The 24532-nt window shown below is 44.2% G+C and carries 21 protein-coding genes; 6 read left to right on the top strand and 15 right to left on the bottom strand.

Annotated features, from left to right (window positions below):
* Positions 1-144 precede the first annotated feature (144 nt).
* Entirely contained in the window at positions 145-477 is a 333-nt protein-coding gene (locus SDEN_RS11045) for a DUF406 family protein (protein WP_011496558.1), read from the top strand.
* A gap of 165 nt (positions 478-642) precedes the next feature.
* Entirely contained in the window at positions 643-2805 is a 2163-nt protein-coding gene (locus tag SDEN_RS11040) for a putative bifunctional diguanylate cyclase/phosphodiesterase (protein WP_011496557.1), read from the top strand.
* A 56-nt stretch (positions 2806-2861) separates the two neighbouring features.
* Here SDEN_RS11040 and SDEN_RS11035 read toward each other — a convergent pair whose 3' ends face one another.
* The 3 genes from SDEN_RS11035 to SDEN_RS11025 form a co-directional block, all read right to left on the bottom strand.
* Positions 2862-3338 carry a YchJ family protein gene (locus SDEN_RS11035; RefSeq protein ID WP_011496556.1) on the bottom strand — a complete coding sequence of 159 codons (477 nt, stop codon included), beginning with the start codon at positions 3336-3338 and terminating at the stop codon, positions 2862-2864.
* Positions 3339-3351: 13 nt separating this feature from the next.
* Entirely contained in the window at positions 3352-3882 is a 531-nt protein-coding gene (locus SDEN_RS11030; protein WP_011496555.1) for a YybH family protein, read from the bottom strand.
* Positions 3883-4284: 402 nt separating this feature from the next.
* On the bottom strand, positions 4285-6123 hold the full coding sequence (locus tag SDEN_RS11025; RefSeq protein WP_011496554.1) for a M2 family metallopeptidase: 1839 nt from the start codon (positions 6121-6123) through the stop codon (positions 4285-4287).
* A gap of 202 nt (positions 6124-6325) precedes the next feature.
* Between SDEN_RS11025 and SDEN_RS11020 the strand changes: the two genes are divergently transcribed.
* Genes SDEN_RS11020 through SDEN_RS20690 form a run of 3 tightly spaced genes read left to right on the top strand, consistent with a single transcriptional unit; the run spans position 6326 to position 9542 of the window.
* On the top strand, positions 6326-6958 hold the full coding sequence (locus SDEN_RS11020) for a TetR/AcrR family transcriptional regulator (protein WP_041405772.1): 633 nt from the start codon (positions 6326-6328) through the stop codon (positions 6956-6958).
* A gap of 20 nt (positions 6959-6978) precedes the next feature.
* A complete protein-coding gene (locus tag SDEN_RS11015; RefSeq protein ID WP_083759651.1) occupies positions 6979-9258 on the top strand; it encodes an acyl-CoA dehydrogenase in 2280 nt (759 codons plus the stop codon).
* A 17-nt stretch (positions 9259-9275) separates the two neighbouring features.
* Positions 9276-9542: a hypothetical protein gene (locus tag SDEN_RS20690; RefSeq protein WP_011496551.1), complete on the top strand. Its 267-nt coding sequence runs from the start codon at positions 9276-9278 to the stop codon at positions 9540-9542.
* Positions 9543-9678: 136 nt separating this feature from the next.
* Here SDEN_RS20690 and SDEN_RS11010 read toward each other — a convergent pair whose 3' ends face one another.
* From SDEN_RS11010 to SDEN_RS10965, 10 genes are all read right to left on the bottom strand, one after another.
* Positions 9679-10476, bottom strand: coding sequence for a substrate-binding periplasmic protein (locus tag SDEN_RS11010; RefSeq protein WP_011496550.1), 798 nt, complete (start codon positions 10474-10476; stop codon positions 9679-9681).
* Between the two features lie 45 nt (positions 10477-10521).
* Positions 10522-10842 carry a YdbL family protein gene (locus SDEN_RS11005; RefSeq protein WP_011496549.1) on the bottom strand — a complete coding sequence of 107 codons (321 nt, stop codon included), beginning with the start codon at positions 10840-10842 and terminating at the stop codon, positions 10522-10524.
* Between the two features lie 14 nt (positions 10843-10856).
* A complete protein-coding gene (locus tag SDEN_RS11000; RefSeq protein WP_083759687.1) occupies positions 10857-11003 on the bottom strand; it encodes a YnbE family lipoprotein in 147 nt (48 codons plus the stop codon).
* A gap of 63 nt (positions 11004-11066) precedes the next feature.
* Positions 11067-14735: an intermembrane phospholipid transport protein YdbH family protein gene (locus SDEN_RS10995; protein WP_011496547.1), complete on the bottom strand. Its 3669-nt coding sequence runs from the start codon at positions 14733-14735 to the stop codon at positions 11067-11069.
* Between the two features lie 114 nt (positions 14736-14849).
* A complete protein-coding gene (locus SDEN_RS10990) occupies positions 14850-15701 on the bottom strand; it encodes a D-hexose-6-phosphate mutarotase (protein ID WP_011496546.1) in 852 nt (283 codons plus the stop codon).
* Positions 15695-16339, bottom strand: a complete 645-nt coding sequence (locus SDEN_RS10985) for a DUF938 domain-containing protein (protein WP_011496545.1) — start codon at positions 16337-16339, stop codon at positions 15695-15697. Before SDEN_RS10985 ends, SDEN_RS10990 begins: the two co-directional genes overlap by 7 nt.
* A gap of 269 nt (positions 16340-16608) precedes the next feature.
* Positions 16609-17058, bottom strand: coding sequence for an acyl-CoA thioesterase (locus SDEN_RS10980; protein ID WP_011496544.1), 450 nt, complete (start codon positions 17056-17058; stop codon positions 16609-16611).
* Positions 17059-17329: 271 nt separating this feature from the next.
* Positions 17330-17650: a Rho-binding antiterminator gene (locus SDEN_RS10975; protein WP_011496543.1), complete on the bottom strand. Its 321-nt coding sequence runs from the start codon at positions 17648-17650 to the stop codon at positions 17330-17332.
* Positions 17651-17692: 42 nt separating this feature from the next.
* Positions 17693-18268 (bottom strand): histidine phosphatase family protein, encoded by a 576-nt coding sequence (locus SDEN_RS10970; RefSeq protein WP_011496542.1) that lies wholly within the window; start codon positions 18266-18268, stop codon positions 17693-17695.
* A 151-nt stretch (positions 18269-18419) separates the two neighbouring features.
* The gene (locus tag SDEN_RS10965) at positions 18420-19139 is read right to left on the bottom strand and encodes an SIMPL domain-containing protein (protein ID WP_011496541.1); all 720 of its coding nucleotides are present in this window, start codon (positions 19137-19139) and stop codon (positions 18420-18422) included.
* A 414-nt stretch (positions 19140-19553) separates the two neighbouring features.
* On the opposite strand from SDEN_RS10965, the gene SDEN_RS10955 reads away from it, so the two are divergent.
* Positions 19554-19883: a hypothetical protein gene (locus SDEN_RS10955; protein WP_011496540.1), complete on the top strand. Its 330-nt coding sequence runs from the start codon at positions 19554-19556 to the stop codon at positions 19881-19883.
* A 452-nt stretch (positions 19884-20335) separates the two neighbouring features.
* On the opposite strand, the gene SDEN_RS19825 is transcribed toward SDEN_RS10955, so the two are convergent.
* Together SDEN_RS19825 and SDEN_RS10945 are read right to left on the bottom strand one after the other, a co-directional pair.
* Positions 20336-23164: an amidohydrolase gene (locus tag SDEN_RS19825; protein WP_198134593.1), complete on the bottom strand. Its 2829-nt coding sequence runs from the start codon at positions 23162-23164 to the stop codon at positions 20336-20338.
* A 582-nt stretch (positions 23165-23746) separates the two neighbouring features.
* Positions 23747-24475 (bottom strand): glutathione S-transferase, encoded by a 729-nt coding sequence (locus SDEN_RS10945; RefSeq protein ID WP_011496538.1) that lies wholly within the window; start codon positions 24473-24475, stop codon positions 23747-23749.
* Between the last annotated feature and the right edge of the window lie 57 nt (positions 24476-24532).

Below are 24532 nucleotides of genomic sequence, written 5' to 3'. Positions count from 1 at the left end.
GTGAGTAAAATTCATCATAGGTTTAGCTGATGTCGATTGTGTGAATTGGAGTAGAGTTAGCTTATTAGAAATCAATTATTATGATGGTTCCACCAAATGCTTGGGTCAAACCGCAAGCAATGAGCAAAATTAATGGAGCCTGATATGGAAGCTAACGCTAAGACAATTCAATCTAACGTAACTCAGTCTAAGGGAATTAAGTCTCTGGTTGTGGGTGAAAACATCGATGCAACGCGGGACTGCTGTGGCGGTTTTGTTGATATAGGTAAGCTAATAGAAGCCAATGACACTCTACTTGTAGTTCACTTTAACGGGCATAATTCGAAGGCTGGAGCGACTCGTTTACAGCTAAAAGCAGAGCAGAAATTTAAAAATGTCACCGCCTCTATGAAAGTCATGGATGATGGTGTTATATTATCGTTAAACTTTGAATATACAGTGGAAAAGTTAATTTTCCAGCTTGAGGAAGGCCTGTGAAAAATGTCTTTTTTCAGCATTTCTTGGCAGCAATAAAGTTAATTAAGTGATAAACACTGTGTTTGTTAAAAAGCGTATGGCAAAGTATTTTACAGGGCGTAGCATTATTTAAACGGTAATTTTAAATTATTGATTTTGCTAATTAAAGAAGTCACTAGGAAGCGCATGGAACTCACAGAGCATCAGGAACTATTGGAACAAATAGTTAACTCTGAAGCAAAAGCATTAGGCCAGTATTCTCAGACAGCCAATATGTGCTGTCAGCTTCTGCTTGAACATTTTCATGGTTTCAATGTGATGGTGTGGCAATTAGATCAACAAGATCATAGACTAACACCTCTAGCTAGCGCAGATTTAAGCAGCCAATCCCCTCTATCAAGCACATCTAGACCGCAATTATCCAGTGATTATTTACAGCATCTTCATGATCACAGGTTCTTTGTTGCCACTGATGATGCGGATATGCCTTTTATAGTAAGCCGCTATCAGCACGGAGAGCCAGTTAAACAAATATTTGATGTGGCGATTCGTATTAATGGTCATATAGAAGGCCTGCTAAGCCTTGAATTTGAATCTATTATTCCGTTACAAGAGCAAGATATTCAATTTGTGAGTCAAGTCGCGGATCAGCTCGCTTTAGCGCTGGCCACTGAGCGCGGTTATGAAAAAGATGAAGATCTCACCCTTTATTTGAGCGCTACCGAGCAAGCTGAGCATTTGATTATTTTAATTAATCTTAAAACTCAAATGATAAGGTACGTTAACCCAGCCCATCAGAAATTAACTGGGATCCCAAGAGAACAAGTTCAAGATCAACACGCCAGCAAATTGGCGTTTTTCCGCGGTGCCAATGAGCAAGTGACTCCCATGATTAATGCCCTACTAAGAGGGGAAACCATTCAAGGTGAACGTCAGATGCAGCATGTGGACGAGAGTCAGTATTGGGTACATTACCATGCGCGTCACTTTGTGACCTCTCGGGGTAATGATTTTGCCTTAGTTGCCGTGCATGATATTTCAGCTCAATATCGTCATAAGGCAGAACTCGAGCGTTTAGCTTGGAATTGTAATTTAACCGGGTTACACAATAGGTTGCATTTCACTCAAAATTTAGATAAAAGCGCGAATGGAGTATTAATATTAGTTGATTTACTTGGTTTTAATCGTTTTAACGATACCCATGGCCATGAACGCGGGGATGCGCTGCTTATCGAAGTTGCCCGAAGGGTCAAACATTTTGCTAATTACCATAATGCCATCGATGTGGCACGAATTGGCAGCGATGAGTTTGGTATATTATTACCAGAAATTGGCGAACTCGCTGAATTAGAACGCTGCGTGGCTAAACTTTACGAGAAATTATTAGCCCCTGTGATTATCGCTCGGGATAAAGTCGAACCCAAACCTGCCATCGCGGTGGTGAATATAGAGTCTGTGGTGGACTTATTTGCGCCACTCACTTGCGCTGATATTGCACTGCAATACGCCAAGAGAAAAGCCCTTAAGCACTATCAAATATTTAATACCCAATTGCTTGAGGCGTTTAAGGCCAATATCGAAATTGAACGCGATTTACAGCAGGCCCTTAAAAGCCGTGAATTTGAGCTTTATTATCAACCCTTAATGGATCTACAAACTCAGCGCTATATAGGGGCTGAAGCCCTAATCCGTTGGCACCATCCTAAAAAGGGCATCTTGTATCCAGGGGCCTTTATTGAAATCGCTGAACAGACGGGGTTAATCAATGCGATGGGACAATGGGTGCTGGAAACCGCCTGTAAACAGTTAAATTTGTGGCAGCACAAAAATATCGACTTGACCATGCATGTGAATGTGTCGGCGCGGCAGTTTTTCAGTAGTCAGCTTTACGCCCAAGTTTGGACCTTAGTGACTCGCTATCGTATCAAACCCAAACGACTGATTTTGGAAATAACCGAAACTGAATTGATGAGTGATATCGAACACGCCACTAAGTTGTGTAAAGAATTGGCCGAACTTGGCGTGGGGCTAGCCATCGATGACTTTGGTACTGGCCACAGTTCCATGCGGTATTTAAAGCAGTTCCCTATCTCCAAACTTAAGATAGACAGATCCTTTGTAATGGACATCAGCAGTAGCCGTGAAAGCCGAGAGATTGTCAGTGCCATTATCGCCATGGCCAGTGCGCTAAATATTTCATTGACTGCCGAAGGGGTGGAAACTAAGGAGCAAGAAGCCTTCCTCACACAGAGTGCTTGTCATCATGCCCAAGGGTTTTTATACAGTCCTGCGGTGCGGGAAAGTGATTTCAGTCACTTGCTTACACTTCAGCAGAGCTTAATAAACTAAGCTGTTTTGCACTCAAGATCACATACATCCCACATACTCAGTCTTAGATAACAGCGTTAACGAACTAATTTCATGCAGCAATGTTTAAATTTCTTACCACTGTGGCAAATACAAGGGCTATTACGCTCAGGCGGTTTGGTGGTGAATTGCTGGCCTTGGCTGTAAAACCATTGTCCTTGTTCAAAAATAAATTCTGAATTTTCAAAAATAGCATCCAGTTGACCCTTGTCTAAATACCAAGCCTTAAAGCTGACCTTAGCGGCGTTATTGCTCAGATCCTTTGTGCTGGCCATTACCTCAAGCCCAAGCCAATTGACCTCAGGACTCTGCGCCAACTCGGCGGCCGTTAAGCCTTGCAGGTGCTCAGCATGGTGGGTGGCAATAAGGTAATTAAATTCACCTTTAACAAAGGCACAGTAGCGAGATCGCATTAATTGCTCAGGTTCAGTAGCATGTTGTTTTTGTTGATGCAATGGCTGACAGCAAAGTGCATAAGACTTATCACTGCCGCAAGGGCAAGATGGGCTGGGCATATAATACCAATCCTTAATGGGGTTTGTCTGGCTTTGGCTGCTTCTTGTGCTGAGGCGCCTTGAATCTTTGGCCATAATACAGTGAAGCTTGAGGTTTAGCAGCAAAATACAGCTTGGCATCTCCCCGAGTGTTGGAGTCAACACTGATGCGCCATTTCCCTTGTTCTTTGATAAACACATTGACGAACTTGCCGGAAAACTCGCTGACAGGTTCGCCAGTCTCTTTGGCTGGATGAAAGCGTACCAGATAGTAACCTATGTCGGTGGCGCCATTATCACGCAATTGCCTAACATGAACTCTAAATTCAACTTCTATTTTGGCTTGCTTGCGACGGATTTTATCAAAGAAGGATTGATATAAATCGATCACTTGACTCTTACCTTGAACGATTTCTCTATTGTGTGTTTCAGATATATACACGGCATCATGAGTGTAGAGCTCGTCGATGGCGCTTAAGTCCAAATTAGCAAAAGATAAGGTAAACTTCTGATAATACTGATTAATAGCATGATTATCTTGCTCATTAGCCTGGACGTTGGTCATCCAAATCAAGGCAAAAAATAAAATTGTGCTCAGTAGTTTCAATGGCAGAGCCTCATGGAAAATGACAGGTCGGAATGGTTAACCTAGTGCGAGTTCAATATCAAAATTGTGAATTAAATTGGATACCTAGGCCAGCTGTTCATATTCAAGCACTATAGCCGACACAGTGGCGTGACAACAGTAAAGAATCATTACAAAGTGTGTCTTAGTCGACATGAATTAAAAATTATTGAGCCGAAAATTGGCATAAGACTGGGCCAAGATGATGCTTATCGTGAGCAATAAAGAAAACGCCCACATTGTGTGGGCGTCTGTTCAAATGTGGTTAAATCCAGTGCCTATGTCTTATGTGCTTGGGCACTTTAGAACTTAGGCATGACCACTGGCTAGCGGACCGCTAGACTACCAGCCACATTGACGTTGGGCTTGCGTGTTTTGCTCGTTTAACCAAGTTTGCAGCGGCGCAAAGTAATCTAACACGGCTTTAGCATCCATCTGCTGAGTACCTGTGACCACTTCTAACGCTTCTGGCCAAGGCTTGCTGGCACCCATTTCTAGCATTTGGTTAAGCTTAGCGCCGGCTTCTTTGTTGCCATAAATACTGCAGCGATGCACAGGACCTGTGTCCCCGGCGATATCACAAAGGGCTTTATGGAACTGGAACTGCAACACATGGGCTAAGAAATAACGTGTGTAAGGTACGTTACCTGGCACATGGTATTTAGCACCTGGGTCAAAGTCGGCTTCAGTGCGCTCGATAGGGGCTTTAACACCTTGGTATTTTTCTCTTAAGTCCCACCAGGCTTTATTGTAATCTTCAGGCTTAATTTGGCCGTTAAAGACCTGCCAGCGCCACTGATCTATCATTAAACCAAACGGCATGAAGGCAATTTTATTTAATGCTTGTTGCAGCAAGAGGCCTATGTCTTTAGAAGCATCAGGCACAGTCTCAAGCAGGCCAATTTGCTGCAGGTACTTAGGTGTGATTGACAGTGCTATGGTGTCACCAATGGCTTCATGGAAACCATCATTGGCAGAGCCTTTAAAAATGTAAGGCTGGTTTTTATAGGCTCTTTGGTAGAAGTTATGCCCCAGTTCATGGTGAATAACAGTAAAGTCTTCAGCAGTTTTCTGGATACACATCTTGATGCGGATATCATCTTGGTTGTCCAGATCCCACGCCGATGCATGACACACCACATCTCTATCTTTAGGCTGCACAAACAGTGAGCGGCTCCAGAATGTCTCCGGTAATGCATCAAAACCAAGGGAGGTGAAGAAGCTTTCGGCTTGTTTGACCATCTTGACTTCATCGTAGCCATTTTTAGCTAATAATTCAGTGACATCAAAACCTGGGTCCGCATCTTTTGGTGCAACACTATTGTAGATGGTGCCCCAATGCTGCGCCCACATATTACCTAGGAGGTGTGCTGGGATTGGGCCTGTTTTAGGTGCCACTTCATCGCCGTATTGCTCATTCAGCTCGCCGCGCACATAACAATGCAGCGAATCGTACAAGGGCTTAATTTCACCCCATAGACGGTCTAATTCGTTGGAGAATTCTTGCGGCTTCATGTCGTACTGGCTGCGCCACAATTCAGATAAATCGGCGAAGCCTAAGTCACGGGCACCTTCGTTAGCTAATTCTACTTCACGTTGGAATAATGAACGCATAGGTTTGGCGATTTGACGCCAACCTTGCCAAGCTTCCAATAACAGCTGTGGATCTTTGGATTCCGCCATAAGCGCCGACAACTCAGTTTGAGTCATGCATTCGCCAGAGGCAAAACAGTATTTGCCTTTACCGTACAGGCCATTGAGCTCTGAGCTTATCTTGGCAAGTTCAGCATTTTTAGCAGGATCCAGCGGCGCCGGCAAAATCAAACTGCTACGAAGCGAATTAAGCTTGCGAGCAACCACAGGATCAAGTTTCAAGCCTGCAAATGTTGCCGCTTGGGTTGCTAGCTGAACAGACATTGAGGTGGTTTTTTCGCCCATGGCAGCAGAAAGTGCCGCCGTGTCTTCGGTAATAAAGTTACTGTAGATCCACTCGGCGCGGCTGGCTTCAATGGACAATGCTTCCAGTTTCACTTCCGCATCATTGACAAATTCAGCAGCTGCCTTCGCATCCACAGCAGGCGCCGTGGCAACCGGCTTAATTTGCTGGCCGCATGCGCTTAATCCGAGCGCCACAGAGACGACTAAAGCGATTTGAGATGGCTGTTTAAAAGGCAATTTCATTTGTTTGGCTCCCTCAATATTATTGTTAGTGTAATTTTTTGGCCTTAGTTTACCCAATTAAAAAGCAGTTTGCATTTAATACAGTCTTGAATTCGTACTTAAATAAGATGAAATGCCAATACAATGACTTGAGAATTTCGATTGACAAGTGTTCGCTCAATGATTAATTTAAACAGGTGTTTTAAATATAATGGGTGAGAGGATGGCGAGTCGGACAGATACAAAAACCAGAATTCTGGATGCAGCAGAAAAACTCTTCGCAGAAAGGGGATTTTCTGAAACTTCCTTAAGGCTTATCACCAGTAAGGCTGAAGTGAATTTGGCCTCGGTAAATTACCATTTTGGCTCGAAGAAAGAACTGATCCGCGCTGTGTTGGCACGCTATTTAGATGTGTTTATGCCATCGGCTGCCAGTGAGATTAAACGTTTGAATAAAGCGTCAGAGCAGGCGAGTTTGAACGAAATTTTCTCCTCATTAATTAAACCTTTACTAGAATTAAATAAGGTGAGAAACGGTGGCACCATTATTTTCTTGCAGCTACTAGGCCGGGGTTACATAGAAAGCCAAGGTCATCTGCGCTGGTTTATCACCACACATTATGGTGAGCATCTGGCCGCATTTGTACAAGCTGTGAAGATGAGTGCCCCCCATATTCCAGCAGCAGAGATGTTTTGGCGGCTGCATTTCACCTTAGGCACTATAGTCTTTACCATGGCTTCAGCGGATGCATTAAATGATATTGCCGCCACTGAATACGGTGAACATAACAATATTGAAGCGATAATTCGCAAAGTGATCCCTTACATGGCTGCTGGCGTGTCAGTGGCGATTTAAACTAACTAAAAAAAGGTTGAATAATGAGTATTATCATACTGCTTTTATTAGCAATAATAGTGCTTTTTGGGGTGCGTAATATCAGGATGCAGTTTATCACTCGTCCTGTGTTTGCATTTTTCAAGAAAGTACTGCCTCCTCTGTCTACCACTGAAAAAGAAGCCATGGAAGCGGGCGATGTGTGGTGGGAAGGTGAATTGTTCCGCGGTAAGCCAAACTGGAATACCTTACACAGCTATGGCAAACCAGCCTTAACGGCTGACGAGCAAGCCTTTATCGATAATCAGGTGATGACAGCCCTGACCATGATTGATGATTTCGACATAGTTCATAATCGTAAAGATTTACCCCCTGAACTGTGGTCTTATTTCAAGAAAGAAGGCTTTTTCGCGCTTATCATTCCAAAGAAATTCGGTGGCCGTGAATTCTCAGCCTACGCCAACTCAACCATAGTCAGCATTATTGCTTCACGTAGCGTCAGCGCCGCAGTGACTGTTATGGTACCTAACTCATTAGGCCCTGGAGAACTACTCACCCATTACGGTACTACAGCACAAAAAGAGCGCTGGTTGCCCGATTTAGCCAAGGGTAAAGAGTTACCTTGCTTTGCCTTGACTGGCCCAGAAGCGGGCAGTGATGCCGGCGCCATTCCTGATATCGGGGTTGTGTGTCGACAAGAATTTGAAGGTGAAGAAGTTTTAGGTTTAAGCCTCACCTGGAACAAGCGCTACATTACCTTGGCCCCTGTTGCCACTGTACTGGGTCTTGCGTTCCAAATGCGTGACCCAGATGGGCTATTGGGTGACATTAAAAATATCGGTATCACTTGTGCGCTAATTCCAACTGACCACCCGGGTGTTGAAATTGGCCGTCGTCATAACCCTATGATGATGGCGTTTATGAACGGTACCACGAGCGGTAAAGATGTTTTCATTCCACTGGATTGGATCATAGGTGGCCCACAATACGCTGGTAAAGGCTGGCGTATGCTGGTTGAGTGTTTGTCAGCAGGTCGCGGTATTTCTCTGCCAGCTCTTGCTACCGCATCGGGTCACGTGACCACTAAAACCACCACAGCCTACAGCTATGTGCGTCAGCAATTTGGTATGTCTATCGGTTTGTTCGAAGGCGTGCAAGAAGCCCTCGCGCGCATTATCGGTAATACCTATCAGTTAGAAGCGGCGCGCCGCTTAACCACCACAGGTATTGATCTTAAGGTTAAGCCATCAGTGGTAACCGCTATCGCTAAATACCACATGACAGAACTTGGCCGTGATGTGTTAGAAGATGCCATGGACATTCAGTCAGGCAAGGGCATTCAACTAGGTAGCAAAAACTACTTGGGTCATGCCTTTATGGCAAACCCTATCTCTATTACGGTTGAAGGCGCTAACATTCTAACCCGCTCCTTGATGATTTTCGGTCAAGGTGCCACTCGTTGTCATCCATACGTGCTTGCCGAGATGGAAGCTGCGGCGATGGAGAACGAAACCGATGCACTAGACAGGTTTGACTCATTATTAATGGGCCACATTGGGTACGCTTGTCGCAACGCCTTAACAGCTTTTGCGACGGCAATAACGGCGAGCCGCTTCATCAAGGCGCCAGTCAGCGGTGCCACCCAGCAGTATTATTCAGACATGACACGTATGTCAGCGGCGCTAGCCATCATGACAGACTTATCTATGCTGATAATGGGCGGTGATTTAAAGCGTAAAGAAATGATGTCTGCCCGTATGGGTGATGTATTAAGCCAGTTGTATTTAGGTTCAGCGACCTTAAAGCATTTTGAAGACAATGGCCGTCAGCAAGATGATTTGCCAATCGTGCATTATGTGATGCAGCAAAGACTTCATTTCGCCGCTAAGGCACTAGAAGAAGCGAGCCGCAACTTCCCTAATTTGATTGTACGTGGCTTATTAAAAGTGCTTATTTTCCCGCTAGGTAATCACTTCAACCTGCCAAGCGACAATCTGACTACCCAAGTGGTTAAAGGTATGCTGCGTCCAGGACCTGCTCGTGACAGATTGACCTTCCTGTGCCCAGATTTTGAAGGCGACAAAGGCGGTATTGCAGAAGTTGAGCAAGCATTCCTTGCTAAATACGCCAGCAAAGAGATTTACAAAAAGCTTAAGCAAGCTCAGCGTAATGGCCACCTTAAGTCAAAACAGCCCATGCCTGTGTTGTTTGAAAAAGCCCTTGAGAAAGGCATTATCAACGACAGCGAATACGCTCAGTTGCAAGATGCCGATGCTAAGCGATTAGCTGCTATCAATGTGGATGATTTCGACAAGCTATAAGCCTGTTCGAATATCATTTGCACAAAAAACGCCGACTTAAGTCGGTGTTTTTTTTCCTTAATTTTATCATGCTGCTGGCGCTACTTATTACCACTATTTTAGTGGTTCTGAGCCCGACAACAGAGCTGATTTCTTTAGGGTTTAGACTAGGGTCAATCTTGAGCGTATTAGGGGTAATATATTATTTGTGGGCTATGGCGAAGGCGGTTAAGAGCAAAGGCAACACAGGTTGGTATCAAAGAATATCCTACGGCATTCAACTGCTGTGGTTAAGCCATTTTTAGCGAATTCTGACGTAAGCGTTCAGGTAAACCATAATATAAACAATAATCTAAATACTCGTATAACCTAATGGCAGCCACAAAACTCACTTTGGTGGTTTCTCTTCAGTCTCACGATTTGCTGAGGTGTTTTTTTAGGTTATTTAACTGTTAGATGATAGCGCTGAGCCAGATTTTTTAAGGTGCCATTTTGTTTTAGTTTATCGAGCCAAAGGGATAATTGTTCGGCGCTGAGACTCGATTGTGGGTTTATGATTATCCCATGTTGATATTGTTGATCCCACTTGGTTGAGAAAATCAATTGCTCGCGAGCAGTGGGGTTTGTAACAAAGTAATGTTGCAGATAACTCCAAGTGACAGGGGCCATATCGGCCCGTGCTTTTAAAACGCTTTCAATGGATGCCTTATTTGAAGGCACAAATAAGGCATCAAATTTTTTCTTCAAGACCTTAGGATCATTGCTCCACTGGGCAAACTTATAGTGGTAACCGCTGACTAAGGCAAGCTTTTTGTTTCGAAAGTTATCGAAATAAGATTGATCTTTTGCGGTGATTTTAAGGCTAATGTAACGCTCACCATCTTCTATCTCTAATGGAACAAATTGGGTGTCATAATCTTGCCAGCCCCATTGTGGACTTTCGAACAAGATGGCATCGTAACGTCCTTTGGAGAACGCCTGATAACGTTGCTCTATGCTGGTGCCGACAAATTCAAATTTAACTTCTGACTGTATCGCATTTAACGCCGCCATCAGATCGAGGCTCAATCCCGTGGCTTGAGTGTCATTGTTAACGCTGACATAGGGTGCAAAATCATAACCACCGATGCGAATGACGGTTTGCGCCCAAGTTGGCATTGAAATTAGGCTTAAGCTTAAGCAGCAAAACAGCCATTTTGAGCTAAGAGACATTTTCTTAATGGTGTGTTTGAGCAACATAGCAAGACTCGTCCTAGAGTAAAGTCATCAAAGTATGGCAGAGGATCATTTTTTAAACCATGTTCCGTTAGTGCTTTGTAACCAATGGCCTGGAGATGCGGCCTCGATGGCTTTTTGCGCCGCCAACTTTGCCACTGCATCGGTGGCGATATTGTTTTTACGGGCAATGTGCTCATAATGGGCCTTGCGCTTGGCATTCACATCGTCCATCAGGGCTTTGGCTTCATCCGTGGTTTGTACTAACCCCAGATAGCCGTTCAGTTGCTCACCCACAAAGCCTTGTGATTTAGCTTCTTGTAAAGTTAGCGCCATAGCTTGAAATGACAGCAGCAAGCCTACAATTAAACACGAAAAGGCAGATTTCATAGCAATCCCTTCTATTAAAACAATGATTCATTATTGATGAGAGTGTCGAGTTCTTTATCGACTTTTATCCTAATTTCATGCTCAATCTTGACGTTCAGATTGATCACTATGGGTTTGTCCGGTGGCTCGATTTTAACCGTAGGCGAGCAAGCGCTGACCATTGTCAGTAAGCCCAGGCCGCATAGGCTGAGAAGTATACCTTGAGATTTATTCACTATTTTTCCTTATTTCATTGATTGCTCAATATTATCCTGCAGCTGATTGGTTAATCTCAGGCTGCGATATAATTGCAAAAGATTCTCTTCATGAGAGTAGTTCAAATGAATGGGCCGTTCAATCCCCACGCTATTTCCTTTTATCTGTAAGTTCAACTTAGCATCCGTATTGGGAGCCATGTCAAAGCTACTTGAAAGTTGGTGGTAGTTAAGATCCTCAAGGGCGGTAAACACTAAGGCTAAATGGGGCTGCATCTGAGTTAATTCATCGATGGCGGGATTACCTGACACTTGAATTCGCCCACCTGGCGCCCGGGCTGCCAATAGGCCGCCACTGACTTGCAGCTTGCCATCGGTAAAAGTAGCAGGTAATACGCCATCAAAAATGCCACTGGCCTGAACGCCTACTTGAGGCTGGGCGGCAAGGAATGCTTCGAGGCTCAATCCTTGCAATAAAATATGCCCTTTAGAGGTGTCTTGAATCCTTAAGGTGAACTCGGGGATCAGAAAGTGACCATCTAGTATATCGCCGCTGGCAGTGAGATTCACTTCGGTATGACTGAGCCCAGTGACGAGTTGCAGCCAATTGGTCGCGGGTTTGCTGTCATCTTGCGTGAGCTGAATGTCGGTTTGTAATTTGAGCCTATCCAAGCGTAAACCTAGGTTTGCCTCTGCGGCGCTAACCTGAGTATCAGGGCAACTCAGTAAGCTCTTAACCTGTTGAGTTTGGTAAGCTCTTTGCCAGTCCAGCTGACACTTGGCGGAAAGGCGTGCGCCACTGAAATTGTAATCTAGGTAATCCCCGCTTAAATTGTCAAACTCTGGCTCGAATCTAAACTCAAAGAATTGATGCTTACCGGCGCTATCTTGCACGTTACGGAGTAAATAGCTGCCATTAAAGCTCCCTTGGCCTTGCAGGAAAGTGTTTTTCGGCAAAGTTTGCGTCTTGGCTGCGACGGCGAGGGCTTGGGTTATGTCAAACTCAAACTGCCATTGGCCGGCTAAACTCGTGGCCATACTCGCGGCTGGGTTAATGGTACTTGGCTTACCCAATGCTTGAACATGCTGCTTTGATGCACTCAAACGAGGTGCTGTTAGCCAAGATGCTGTTAACCAAGGTGCATTCAGCCAATGTTGACTGCTCAAGGCCTGGGTTTCAAATAGCCAGTCATCTTGACTACTTAACACCCCTTTATTGAGTTTAACCCTTTGTTTAAGGGATAGACTATCCAATACTAACAAGGCCGCCCCTGCTTTGGTGCGCTTGTTTGCAGTGTGTTTACGCACATCAAGCTGCGCTATGTCCCATTGTAATTGAGCGGTTATTTCATTCTGAAATAGTGTCCCCAGTGATGCGCCCAAGTCTAACTTGCTGATGTCATTAAGGCGCAGGTTAAGGTTTTCAGCCTTAGCTTCAAGTTGTTGATGTTTACCATTTAGCGGTTTTGCATCAGTTGAAACCCCTTCACTTGCTGCAAATTGCTTTATCAGCAGCTTACTTATTTGCATATTCATGTCGGCCAAGGTCACTTGTGCTTGAGTGAGCTCAAGTGGGTGCCATGGCAAGGATTTAGATTGAGCCGCGTCGGGGCTAACATTGGCTTTTTGTGATGAAATAGGGCGGCTAGCATTAAGGTTAACTTGTGTCTGGCTTGCGCCTTGCAGATGTAATTTGTTCATGGATAACTGAGTGTCACCTAGGGCTGCACTCATGCCGCTAAGGCTCAGCTGACTGCTTGGGGCAAGAGTGAACTTAAGACTGGCTTTAGTTGTAAGCTCGGTTTCATCCCTGTTTTTTGCGTCATTGACGTTGACATCCGCGGCATTGCTACTCTGACTCGGCTTGCTCACCTCAGTGCTGTTTGTCGATTGCAGATAGTCAAATTCAGCGTGGCCATCGAGTGTAATATTGGCCTTTTCAATGCTGAAATTGGCAAATGGCAGCTGGCTTAATGCGCTATGGGTTAAATGCAGCGGGCTTTGCTGGGAAAAGTGCCAATTAACGTCAAACTCTTGCTGAATGCGCTTAGTAAGTGGTTCATATTCAGTCGTTAAGTTAGATAATGTTAATTGTTGTTGATGGGGAGCCTGAGTTTTCATCTCGTCTGCTGGCTCTTTTGCCTCTGCGCTGCGTTTAAGGGGGACGAGCTTAAGCCTTAGCATGGCGTTAGGAGATGTGAGCTTGATGACTTGGGCAGTGGTTTGCTTATCCTCTGTATCGAGGGGCTCGTTATCCAAAGCCTGCGATATGACTGACTTCAAGGCACTGCTAGGCATAGTGAGCTCGGTGCGTTCAAGCGCAAACTCTATATGACTTATGGCGTCTATTTGTTGCACTGTGTCATTTCTCAGGCTGAGTTTGCTAAGCCAAGGTTCTAATTTACTCGTTAAGTTAGCTTCACTGAAGCTTGCTGCTATTAATTGCCGCTGAGCAGGGGTGAGCGTGAGAGATAAACCTAAGGGCTGTAAATTTGCACTCATATTTTGTTTATCCAGTGAAACCTTAAGTTTCACTGGCTGCTGCAGTTTGATGTAAACACTTTCTTGTTCAGCAAGTGCAGGGGTGAGAAGGATTTCTGCCTCTGACAAGCTGTGTTGGCTGTGCAAGGTTAAATCTTGGGCTGAAAACTCACTATGGCTTTGCCAAAGACCACTCACCTTGATGCCTTTTGCTGATATTTGGTTCAGTGCGTTAATTATACGATTAATCTGACTGTGAATTTGTGATGGCTCAAGTGCCAATGCGCTGCGACTGGCATCCAAATAGCTCGCAAGTTGGACTAGGCCTTGGTGCGCCGAGGTGAGGGATAACTCAGTGTCTAACTGCCAAGGGGCTAACAGCTGATTGGGGTCAAGTTTTGCATCAAAAGCAATAATCGGCAGTTGGTTGAACAGTAGCTCTGTACTGAGCTCTCCCCTAGGATTGAGAACAAGCTTAGGCAGGCTTATGGTCGCGGCAGGCACAGTAGCTGCAATTGGCTGGCTAAGGTTTGGACTAATGTTTGAAATCAATGTTGAAAAGCTTGGCAGCTCAATAGTAATTTGGCCTAACTGTAACTCGGGTAATTGAGTCGGTAATTTTTGTTGCAGGGTTTGTAGCCAAACAGTGAGGTTATCTAGGTTAAGCGGCTCGAGACTTATCTTATCAACATTTTCGGTATCAAGACTAGTTTTGTCCGCGTGAATGAGAGCAGCATCCAGTGTCCCTAAGTTGAATGTTAAACCGTGCTGGGTTTGCTCGCTGCGCATTAACATCTGTTCTATTAGAGAACGGCTCGGATTGAGTGTCATGCTACTCAGGGAGATGCGTTTTAGGTCTGAGCTTAACAATTGTCGCCGTTTTAACATGGCTAAGCCATCGAAAAAGGTCAATTTAAGATCTGTGATAGTTAGCTCACTGCCTTGGTAATTGAGCTTAAGACGGGCGAGGTTTACGCTATCCAAAGTGGAGTGATTGTCTTCTAACTCGACAATATTCACTTCATATGTTGCGGCAAACTGCCTGATTAAAAATTGACTCACCGAATTGGCATTGTGGAACAGGACAAGGATCCCCATGGCCAAAAGCAGCATCAATGCTAATAAGATGATAAACCTAGGGCGGCGCAGCAGCGCAGACTTTGGTTTATCTCTATAAGGGGCAGTGGCACAAGGTTCAGCGGGGCTAACTTGATGCATAGTGAGCCCCAATCATGAAATAGAGGTTGTCACTCACTATGCCTATAAATAGGGTGATGAGTGTTGACGGACCTGCGTGTGCCTTGGTTGTATGTTGGATACTTGCCCCCGTAATTAATTTTTTAGCCAGCTTATCTCTGTGCTTAGGGTATGGCTTTCACCCGCTTGCAACACAACTTTGTCCTCCAATACATTTGCGGCTTCTAAGCACAGCATTTGCAAATAGTCATCGGGATTAAAGCGGCCGAGGCGAATGGATTTATCTATCCAAGGGTTCCACAGCACGGCGCTGGCACTTTGCTCTCTGGCAACCCTGATTGTCCCATTGGGGGTATGGATACATTGCGTTTGAGCAAGCTGGGTATAAACCCTGTCGGTCTCCTTGGTAAAATGTACCTCATCTTCTTCCTGAGGAAAGGGGCCTTCTGAAAACTCTATGTATTGAGCACCTTTAACGCCGCTGACCCGGGTGCGATGAATATCCGAAATAGGAAAGTAGCTGTGCAAGGCTTGGGTGAGCTCAAAAGGGTGTTCGCCAAGGTTGTGATTAATTAAGCTGACTTTCAAGCTGTCACTTAGACTAAATAGCACTGACACTTGACTATCATGGGGCCAACATTGTTTATCTTGCTCCGAGAGTGGCAAGTCAAATTGAATTTGTACGGACTGGTCAGTGACATTCACTTGGCTTAAAGACCAGAGGCGGGTACGAGCAAATCCATGTTGAGGCCAGCTTGGCTTGGCATGTTGGCCAAACCAAGGCCAGCAAATGGGAATGCCGCCCCGTATACCATTGCCAGCTTGGTGATCGTCAGCCGATGACACCCACAGGAGGGGGTGTGAATTTTTTGGCGTAAACTCAGTGATTTGCGCCCCTTGAAAGAAAATGGTCGCCTGACAAAGTGGGCTGTCTATGGCTAAGTACTTAAGACCATTGGGGTGAATTTTAGTGCTAACGTTTACCATGTTGATGATGCCTTTTTCTGAAAATGGAGCAGCCGATTATTAGCTGGCATAGGGATGTCATCCATTAAAACAAGTGACTCAGCCTTGGCAAGCTCAATGATCCACTCTATGTCCCTAATGCCGCTTAGGGTGTCTCTTTGCTTAAGCCAAGCATCAAACTCTTGATTGCTTTGGCTGGTGAAGCGGCCCTGATAATTGAATGGGCCATAGACAATAAACTGTCCGTCTGGCACTAAAGCACGTGCGGCATCTTCGATGAAACGCTCCACTAAGGTTTGGCTGATAATGTGCAGTGTATTAGCGCTAAAAATAGCCTGCTGCTCTGCGCATTGGCTAGGCCAGTCTTGGCTGAGATCTAAGGCTATGGCCTGCTTAAGATTGGGGCTGTTAAAGCGTGAAATACGTTGGTTTACACTGTCGAGGTAGACGGTTTGCTCGCTGGGCTGCCACTGGATATGAGGTAAGTGCTGCGCAAAATACACGCAGTGTTGCCCTGTACCACTGCCCACTTCTAACAGGTTAAGAACAGGGTCTTGAGTATGGGCTTGAGGCAAAGGAAGAAGGCGCTTAAGGGCCTCAAGAATTGGAGTTTTATTGTTTTCACAGGCCTGTGAAAAAGGTAAATCAGCTTCAGTCATTGATGCTCTCTTATTAACGCGCTGGTTGATCTAAATATCTTAGTAAACCTTGCCTTTGCGTTTAGTTCACGGCATTTGGCAGAGGTCAATGAAAGTCCACTATTTAATCGCTAATGGAGACTAGCTAATGGATTTTTCAACATCTGCGCTCTGATGAGTTTTCGGCAGGGGTCAAACCAATGTAGCAGAAATGACAGTATAAGTTCTATGGATTTATAGAGATAGCGCACAATTTATCCGCTATCTCACAGTGCGTTACTACGGATGACTCAGTCTTTTGATCCTGACAGTGACTCAGCAAGGGGCCAAACTTGCATCGGGTTACGTTCATCATCTACTGCAACGAAGGTAAATACGCCGCGAATAGCATGTTCACGGTGATCACGGTACATGTCTTCCACAAAGATATTCACTTCCACCTTGAGTGAGGTTTTGCCCACATGAATAACCCGGGCCACTAATTCTGCAAGACTACCTGCGGGAATGGCTTTTTTAAAATCAATTCTGTCAGAGCTCACAGTCACTAAAGTTTTGCGGCAAAAGCGAGTCGCCGCAATGAAGGCGGTCTCGTCCATCCAGGCTAAGGCTTCACCACCAAATAAGGTATTGTGATGATTGGTATTTGAGGGGAACACCGCCTTGATAACCCGCGCTTCGGATTGTTCAATACGGGCGGCGATGGCTTCGCTAAATGGCGCTGTTGTTTGAGTTAATGGCATGATTGACCTACTACTGAATTAAAAACGGTGAGCTAGTAGGCATGGCCTAAAATAGCGGAGCGCTATGGTAAAGAAATTTAAAATAAAAAGATATAAAACAGAGTGTTAAGTATTCTGTATTGATGGTGGGCGTATGTTTTTCATGTTGCTTTTGGGTTTGATTTTTGTAACGCGAAAGCTGCTTGTGGCAGTTTTCGACGTATTTAGCTGAGCTTAAAACGTGATCATGGGGCAAGGGCGGTACTGGGAGCCAGCAACAACCGGGCTTAGGTTAATCAAATTGCAACCTGGAGAATTGTGCCTTGTCATCATGCACTGAAATAGACAAAATATCTTCGAACATCAGCTGTATGGGAGCTTGATTGATATCAAAGCCCACTATGGCCTCACGTTTTATGCCTTCAAATTCGATAATGCTGGTGGTGTGAAATTGGCCTTCATATTGAGTTAAGTCTTTCATCATTACTGTCACTCGGTAGCGGTGCAAACACATGATTTCGATATAATCATAGTCTGCACAGCGAATGTGACGCCTTGATGACATGGGATCATCTGCAAAGTGGAGCTTGATGGTCTTCGTTGAATCAGTCATATAAAGCCCCTCAGATAAACTTATGGCAAATTAGGCTGAGTATTAGTGATTAGCACCGTATCTTAACAGCACGCTGGTGACTTCATTGCCATGCTTGGTGTGTTTGATGTTAAGTATGTAGAGACGGTTAAACTCGCTGCTGTCATCGATATCACCTTGAGGCTCGCCTCCGAGTAAACTCACTAAGGCTGTGGTGGTGTTGCTGTGTCCTACCACAAGATAACGACCCGTTTTAGCCTTAAGTGCGTCGCTAAAATCTTCTAGATGGCGCGGATCATAAGATTGGATCTCGAGCTGCTGCTTTAGGGCACTAGGGCCGGCGGTTTCTTGGGTGCGCTTATAGTCAGTGCTATAAATGCCATCGAGTTGATTGTTTGCCAGCATAGCGGCTAACTGCTCAGCCCTTTGCTTACCTTCAGCGGTTAAGCTCGGGTTATCGCCAGTGTCTTTTTCACCATGGCGTACCAGAAAAATCACTAACTCTGTTTGACTTGATGCCTCTTTGATCTGAGCATCCTTATGTTCTGTACTGTAAGCTGGCAGGGCACAGCACAAGGTACTTAGGCTTAATAGACTCATGGCTAAAATCCATTGATTAAGGCGGTGACGGTAATTCATCGAATTCTACTTATATTATTGATATTAATTTAAATAATGACAAATATCCCAAAAGTAATCAACGATTAGGCATTCGTTTCCTTTAACCATGATGAAACGCTGAGGTTGATAAACCAGGTCAGTTGATCCTCAGTTGGTGGACTGCCTATGGCTAATCGGCTAGATAATATTCTATGGTGGACACCACTCGTATACGCTTAATATGTGGATTATTTTTGTCACGGTTGCTGATGGAGAACTGACCTTGAGCGGCTTTCTTTATTTTGCCTAATTGACTCTTAGAATCGTTGGCAAACTTTTCGGCTATCACTCGGGCGTTGGTGGTGGATTCTTCAATCATCTGTGGTTTTACTTCATTAAGGCGACTAAAGATGTATTCGACTTGCGCATCATAATCCGCCTGAGAAAAGGCGATACCAGTTTTCCCCAGTTCAGAAAGCCTTGGCATCATGGCCCGCACTAGTGTGATATTAGTGGAGTAAACCGTAATGGTTTGCAGAGCAGTGTACCTGAATTTGGATTGTTCGTTGCCGCCATATTCCTGTGCCAGTTTATCTGTGATCCTCGGGGTCGATAGGCTGATTTCTTCACCTGAGAGGTGATTACTTTTAAGAAAATTGACCACCTGCTGACTCTGCGTATCGAGTTGCACGTAAAGGGCTTCGAGATCGTTACTGGCTGCCGTAAATTGAATTGGCCAGATGACGATATCGGCAGGGTACTCGTTTTCCGCTAAGCCTTTCACTGTCACGCTACGGTCGAGTAATTTATATTCCACTATGGCTTGCTTCAAGGTCAACCCTAAGACTGCCATGGCAAGCAACAGGAAAACCCCAAAAATGCTACTGTTAAATTTGTTACTTATCGTCATTGGAATATTCCTTTAGTGCATTGATTATTAGGCTATTCATTAAGCGCTGAGTGTATCAAATCTCAGCCATCATTGGATAGTGCCATAGGGATAGCTATGGTAGTGATAATCGGTTAAGACTGTTAGTGATCCACTCGTCTCTTGATCTGTTTCTGTATTCTTTTCTAAAGAAGGCACAAGTTTTACTGTGAAATGACGCAGGCTTGCTAAAATTTGTAAGACGGGTTTATTGAGCGATGGCTGAGGGTCTAGGGTGGAACAATCTAGCTGTCTGTGTATTACTAAAGTGGTAAAGTCATTTGTTAATGAAATCATTACCCTTCAGTGCCTTAGACACTATTAACCTCCATCTCTCAACACTCAAGTGGTTGATTAAATACCAGCCGAATAACTGACTAAGACAAGGAATGACTCATGTCACTATTAAAAACTAGCCTTACCATAGGCTTAATGATTTTCGCTTCACTTACCTACGCCGAGCCCCAGCAAGATATTAGCGGGGCTGAGGTTCAACAAACTGCCCAGAAAGAAGTCAATTGGCCCGAAGCACAGATGATGTTTTCAGATTTAATCATGCAAAGTCAATGGGAATCTGAATTCTCTGCTCGACAAAGTATTAATGGCAGCATGACGGGCATCGGCTTATCTCCTGTAGGCCGTAGTTGCAGCTCAAAAGACGGTAACAAGGATTGCTATTGTGATGCTGGTTGCTGGCGCACCGAAACTGACTGTGGTTGTAATTAACTAAGATAGTTTGGCCATTATTAGCACGTAAGAGGAGTCCTCAACACAACCGGTATCATTAATGATATCGGTTGTATTTTTTACCGTTATATCCACAGTTATTATTGGAATAATCTTTAAAGTGTGAGGCTTAAAGTTGCTTTAATGAGTGTGTTTATTGCGTTAGTGGGATTCAAGATGTTTACTACAGTGCTAACATACGATTGGTTATCTGGGTTAATTTAGTTAAAAAGTTCATGTAATTTGGCTGCCTAGCTTTATTTCTTCACCCTTGTAATCATAATGTTAAAGCATTAAGTCAATAGGCTTCAATAACAACATACTGCTATTGAAGCCACCTTGTTAATTCTTTTTGCGGCTAATACTTGGACTTGTTAGGCAAAACTCGTGTCGACCGTACTTGTATTCACGTCCATGTTCTCAACCTTAGTAACCGAAATTTCACTGCTTGATCACAATGGCGTTATAGTATTAGCACAAGTCAGATCTTGGTAAGCACTCAAGCGATAGTTAGAGCCCAGACAAATTCCGATGCGATAGAGATGACCTATTTTTGGGAGCATAGCTGTTGTAAAACCAGTAACGGAAATAGTCCCATTAGGCCCTTGATTTAAGGTTGTTAACTTTTTATAGAAAATAACGTTCTCACCGCTTGGATTTATTTGGCCAGAGCCCCAGCCAAAGAGCGGATTATTAGTGGTTGCTCCTTTTGAGTCTATGGATGGGTCGATTACCACCACCCAGGACGAACCTGAAGTGGGCAGGGTGGTTAATTCTGGCAATGTAAATTCAACAGTGGCACCAGCTATGTCTAATGATGTCGATATGATGCAAGTTGACTGAGCGCCGCTGTAACTGGTTTTGTTCAATTGGATCTTCGCCGTCACTGCAATCATATCAGCAGACTCTTTTTGCAAGTATGGGCCAGCAAGCAAGATATCCGTTTTATCTAGCGTTTTCCCCTGAGGGAGCTCATAACTGTGACAAACATCAGCAAGCCGTGCTGTTTGCTGCACTCCTTTAATGCTGCCAGCGTGATCCAATACTTTAAACCATATCTGCCCTTCTTTATGAGTGTTATTGGCAGTGGACTCTACTATTTCTGGCCCTATATAGTTGAAAAATAGCGTGTTAGCTTCTTTGCTACATTGAACGTTGCTTAGGCTTGTTGTCGCTGGATTAGGTGTGCCAGAGTGTACTTTTTTGCCACCTTTCCAAGTTTCCAATATAGGTATATTGCGCATTCCTTGGGCTGGATGGGTCAGATTAGCTTGATTGCGATAGGTTAATGGAGACTCCGCTAAGATAATAAAGTCCGCACATTTCCCAGCCTCCAATGAGCCGACCCATTGTTCTGCATGACATTGCCAAGCAGCATCATAGGTCATGGCTTTTAGGGCTTGGAATGGGGTGATACATTCTGAAGCATTTAAGACTTGCTGTGTCATTCCGTTTGGGGTGCTTTCCATCAAGCGAGTTATTGATTGCTCCATCATGCGAAGGGGGCCCATTGGGGTCACGCCATAATCACTGTTCAAGGTGATCCGCATGTTATGTTCTATGATAGCAGAGCGGCATAAATCGAGTTGAGCCACTCTTTTTTCCCCAATGATAGAGTTCTGAAATCCCCATCCCCAATATCCAACATGCCCGATAGTGAAACTTGGAGAAATGCCAAGCCGTTCCATGTCCGACATGTTTTTAGCGCTAAGTAACGAGCAATGTTCGATTCGGTCTCGTCTATGCTCTTTCGTGCTAGCGCTAATACCTGCAGCCTTAAATGCATTAATTGTTCTATCAATGGCATGATCACCATTGGCATGGATCATAACCGGCCAGCCGTAGTTATTCGCTGTGTGTACTAATGCATTAAACTCTAATGGGTACCCATAGTTAAACAGGCCGGTATTATTTTGATCCGGTAGCGCCGCGGCATTTTCAAGGGAAAAGTTGATATAGTTTTCATCACAATCATAGGGGGTATATTGATATGCGGTTAAGCCTTGTGCTGAACCATCAGAAACTAATTTCAAATAAGCAACATTTAAGTTTTCATCCCCCTGATTAGGCTGATGCACACCTATGATGTCGCTGTTGAGTTGTTCTAGGCTACTCACCAGATAAGCGCCGCCGATCCGTACAGGGCATTCATTAATTGCAATATAGGACTTCAATAGACTTAACTGGTCGTCATCTAAAGAGGCATCAAGCATATAGGTTACACCTCTTGCGGATGCGGTTTCAAAAATATGGCTGACTTCAGTTGTTATGTCCTTCTGACTTGGTTGGCCAAACCAGGTACAGAGGAAGTTTAATACTGGCAGCATTTCATCAAATTCCTGCAATATGCCATTTTCTCCTGGGTTGATATAGCCAGGGGTTATAGGTGCAGAATTGTGATCCTCATTGTAGTCAGCAACTTGCTTATTGTATTCAGCAATTTGATCAATAGTGTACTGATTGATATAGGCTAGATGTCCTGAAGTATTGATGACCATAATAGGAAGGTTTGCATCTTCTAGCTTGCCATTAACTTCTATCTTTACTTTATCTAAGACAGTGGCATTAAATTCTTTATGCTCGCCGTTTAACAGTGAAGGATCAACATTGTGGCCTAATACCCATGATTGATTATTACTTGATGAGTTATTCACCGAAGGTTTAGTGGGGGTAAATTGTCGTGTGTAATCCATTGCACCATTTATGCTATCTGCATTCGGTTGAGCGTTGATCGTTACAATGCTTGCTTTATTCATCGTTGCAGTTGCAGCGACTTGTAATGCACCAATAACCCATGCTTGGTTATAGGTGCCCCCAGTGTTAACTCTGAGGTCTTGACCAACAAATGGGCTTAAGTCGGTACCAGTATTAACCACTGCGGTGGGGATGATGTGCACATGGGGTTCGATGAAGGCTGGCAATAGGGTCATAGCGCCTTGGATTAGCTTAATATTCTGTGTATCGATATCTGGAAACTCCGCCTTAACCTCGTCAATACTACCCGTTACGAGTATTTTGCCATCACGAATGCCGATGGCTTCTACGGTTTTGTTTTCTCCTCCCTGTAAGGTTTGGATCGTGCCACCGTTTTTGGCTTGAAAAATTCTGTCTTGAAGTCCTACTGCAGTATCAGTGGTATTCATTGAGGGGGTAAATTGTGCCCCTTTTGGTAATAGGCTTTTCCATATTGGGCTACCACATGAACAACTGAAATGTCCTTTGCATTGATGATCCATCATATAATCCTTGATAATTAAGTTACTGGCAGTTGTGTTTTTCACAAAGTAAGTCAGGCTTTTACTTAAAAAGGTGATAACACCAACAGGGGCATAGAGTATCGGTAGAGACTCGGCTAACAATTGGCATTACTCTATTAAGGCTATAGCGAGAATCACTAAATGAAGTTTGATTGTAAGCTACTGAGATAAATAGAAATATAGTACATATCGCTAGTTATTTAACTCGAGTTGTCAAACGATAAGACTACAATTAGCAGCTTTTCGTTCTTGGCAGTGAAACAATGCAATTTTGGAGGAATGACTAGCTCATAAGAGTGAAGGATATGGGTATATTTACATCAATAGGTTACATTAATATGTTGAATAAAATATAGTTTCAAAGGTTACGGCTTTAGTGCGGTCTCAATTTGTTCAAATGAGTCTGGTTTCCATGAAATATAACACGCGGGAGGATGGCGTCATTTTATATCCAGGCTAATTCACAAAAAGGACTATTCATCTAAGCGACCTTGGCCGTAGATTTAAAACTGCGGAAAGATCTACACTTACTCGAAAAAGACTTTCTGATTTCGCCGCACGTACTTTTATGCTCTTGACTGCTATGGAATTGATTTCGGAAACACGCTATTGCACCCATTGCCACACTGGGCGCTTAACCATGATGCTGGCAAAGAGTGGTGAGTCTATGAGTGCGGTTAACCAAGCGTTGACCTTAAGGTAGGGGCTTTGATCAAACCAGGCCTTGTTCACATGGGCGAATTGGCGAATAAAGGGAAATATCGCAATATCGCTAAGGCTTAACTGGGCGCCGCTTAAAAAGGCATGTTGGCTTAACCTCGCCTCAAGCAGGGTAATAAATTGCTCACCTTGTTGGCGGTAAAACCCTTCAGTCTGTTCTGGAAAGCGGTCGGCGTATTTGTATTTGTCGAGCCAAGGTTTGAACTGATTATCATTCTGGGCAATTAAGGCTAAATCATCATTTCGCTGGGCTAAATTTTGAATCCTTGCCATCAGGTGTTGGTAATCAATAGTGCTGATAATCTCGATGGAAGCTGGCTCAGTCGCGCAGTCACTGGGTAATAAGGTCTCGATAGGATGACTTAGGGCTAATAACATTATGTCTAGGCTCTCATCTAATACGGTATTTTCCCCAAGCTGTAAAACGGGCACTGTAGCTTTTGGCGACAGCGCGACCATGGCTGGCGGCTTATTTTTAAGCTCAATGTCGCGAATTTCCACTTGAATGCTAGATAACTGCAACGCCATTCTGGCCCGCATGGCATAAGGGCAGCGTCTGAAACTGTATAAAATGGGCTTAAATTGGTTATCCAGTTGGGGAAATAATTGTGTCATCAAAGCGTTACTGCCTAAGTCGCGAAATGGTGTGCCGATTATGGATGTTAGCTATTA

This window comes from Shewanella denitrificans OS217, assembly GCF_000013765.1.
GTDB lineage: Bacteria > Pseudomonadota > Gammaproteobacteria > Enterobacterales > Shewanellaceae > Shewanella > Shewanella denitrificans.
Note: the sequence above shows the minus strand (reverse complement) of the source record. Positions and strands in the feature narration are given on the sequence as shown.

What these genes read in the sequence shown, in the direction of transcription:
- SDEN_RS11005 (WP_011496549.1), bottom strand. Translation starts at nt 10,842, where the DNA reads ATGAAATCTGCCTTTTCGTGTTTAATTGTAGGCTTGCTGCTGTCATTT.
- SDEN_RS10990 (WP_011496546.1), bottom strand. Translation starts at nt 15,701, where the DNA reads ATGGTAAACGTTAGCACTAAAATTCACCCCAATGGTCTTAAGTACTTA.
- SDEN_RS10955 (WP_011496540.1), top strand. Translation starts at nt 19,554, where the DNA reads ATGTCACTATTAAAAACTAGCCTTACCATAGGCTTAATGATTTTCGCT.
- SDEN_RS11010 (WP_011496550.1), bottom strand. Translation starts at nt 10,476, where the DNA reads ATGTTGCTCAAACACACCATTAAGAAAATGTCTCTTAGCTCAAAATGG.
- SDEN_RS11025 (WP_011496554.1), bottom strand. Translation starts at nt 6,123, where the DNA reads ATGAAATTGCCTTTTAAACAGCCATCTCAAATCGCTTTAGTCGTCTCT.
- SDEN_RS10980 (WP_011496544.1), bottom strand. Translation starts at nt 17,058, where the DNA reads ATGCCATTAACTCAAACAACAGCGCCATTTAGCGAAGCCATCGCCGCC.
- SDEN_RS11040 (WP_011496557.1), top strand. Translation starts at nt 643, where the DNA reads ATGGAACTCACAGAGCATCAGGAACTATTGGAACAAATAGTTAACTCT.
- SDEN_RS11045 (WP_011496558.1), top strand. Translation starts at nt 145, where the DNA reads ATGGAAGCTAACGCTAAGACAATTCAATCTAACGTAACTCAGTCTAAG.
- SDEN_RS10965 (WP_011496541.1), bottom strand. Translation starts at nt 19,139, where the DNA reads ATGACGATAAGTAACAAATTTAACAGTAGCATTTTTGGGGTTTTCCTG.
- SDEN_RS10975 (WP_011496543.1), bottom strand. Translation starts at nt 17,650, where the DNA reads ATGACTGATTCAACGAAGACCATCAAGCTCCACTTTGCAGATGATCCC.
- SDEN_RS10945 (WP_011496538.1), bottom strand. Translation starts at nt 24,475, where the DNA reads ATGACACAATTATTTCCCCAACTGGATAACCAATTTAAGCCCATTTTA.
- SDEN_RS10995 (WP_011496547.1), bottom strand. Translation starts at nt 14,735, where the DNA reads ATGCATCAAGTTAGCCCCGCTGAACCTTGTGCCACTGCCCCTTATAGA.
- SDEN_RS10970 (WP_011496542.1), bottom strand. Translation starts at nt 18,268, where the DNA reads ATGAATTACCGTCACCGCCTTAATCAATGGATTTTAGCCATGAGTCTA.
- SDEN_RS10985 (WP_011496545.1), bottom strand. Translation starts at nt 16,339, where the DNA reads ATGACTGAAGCTGATTTACCTTTTTCACAGGCCTGTGAAAACAATAAA.
- SDEN_RS11030 (WP_011496555.1), bottom strand. Translation starts at nt 3,882, where the DNA reads ATGACCAACGTCCAGGCTAATGAGCAAGATAATCATGCTATTAATCAG.
- SDEN_RS11000 (WP_083759687.1), bottom strand. Translation starts at nt 11,003, where the DNA reads ATGGTCAGCGCTTGCTCGCCTACGGTTAAAATCGAGCCACCGGACAAA.
- SDEN_RS11020 (WP_041405772.1), top strand. Translation starts at nt 6,326, where the DNA reads ATGGCGAGTCGGACAGATACAAAAACCAGAATTCTGGATGCAGCAGAA.
- SDEN_RS11035 (WP_011496556.1), bottom strand. Translation starts at nt 3,338, where the DNA reads ATGCCCAGCCCATCTTGCCCTTGCGGCAGTGATAAGTCTTATGCACTT.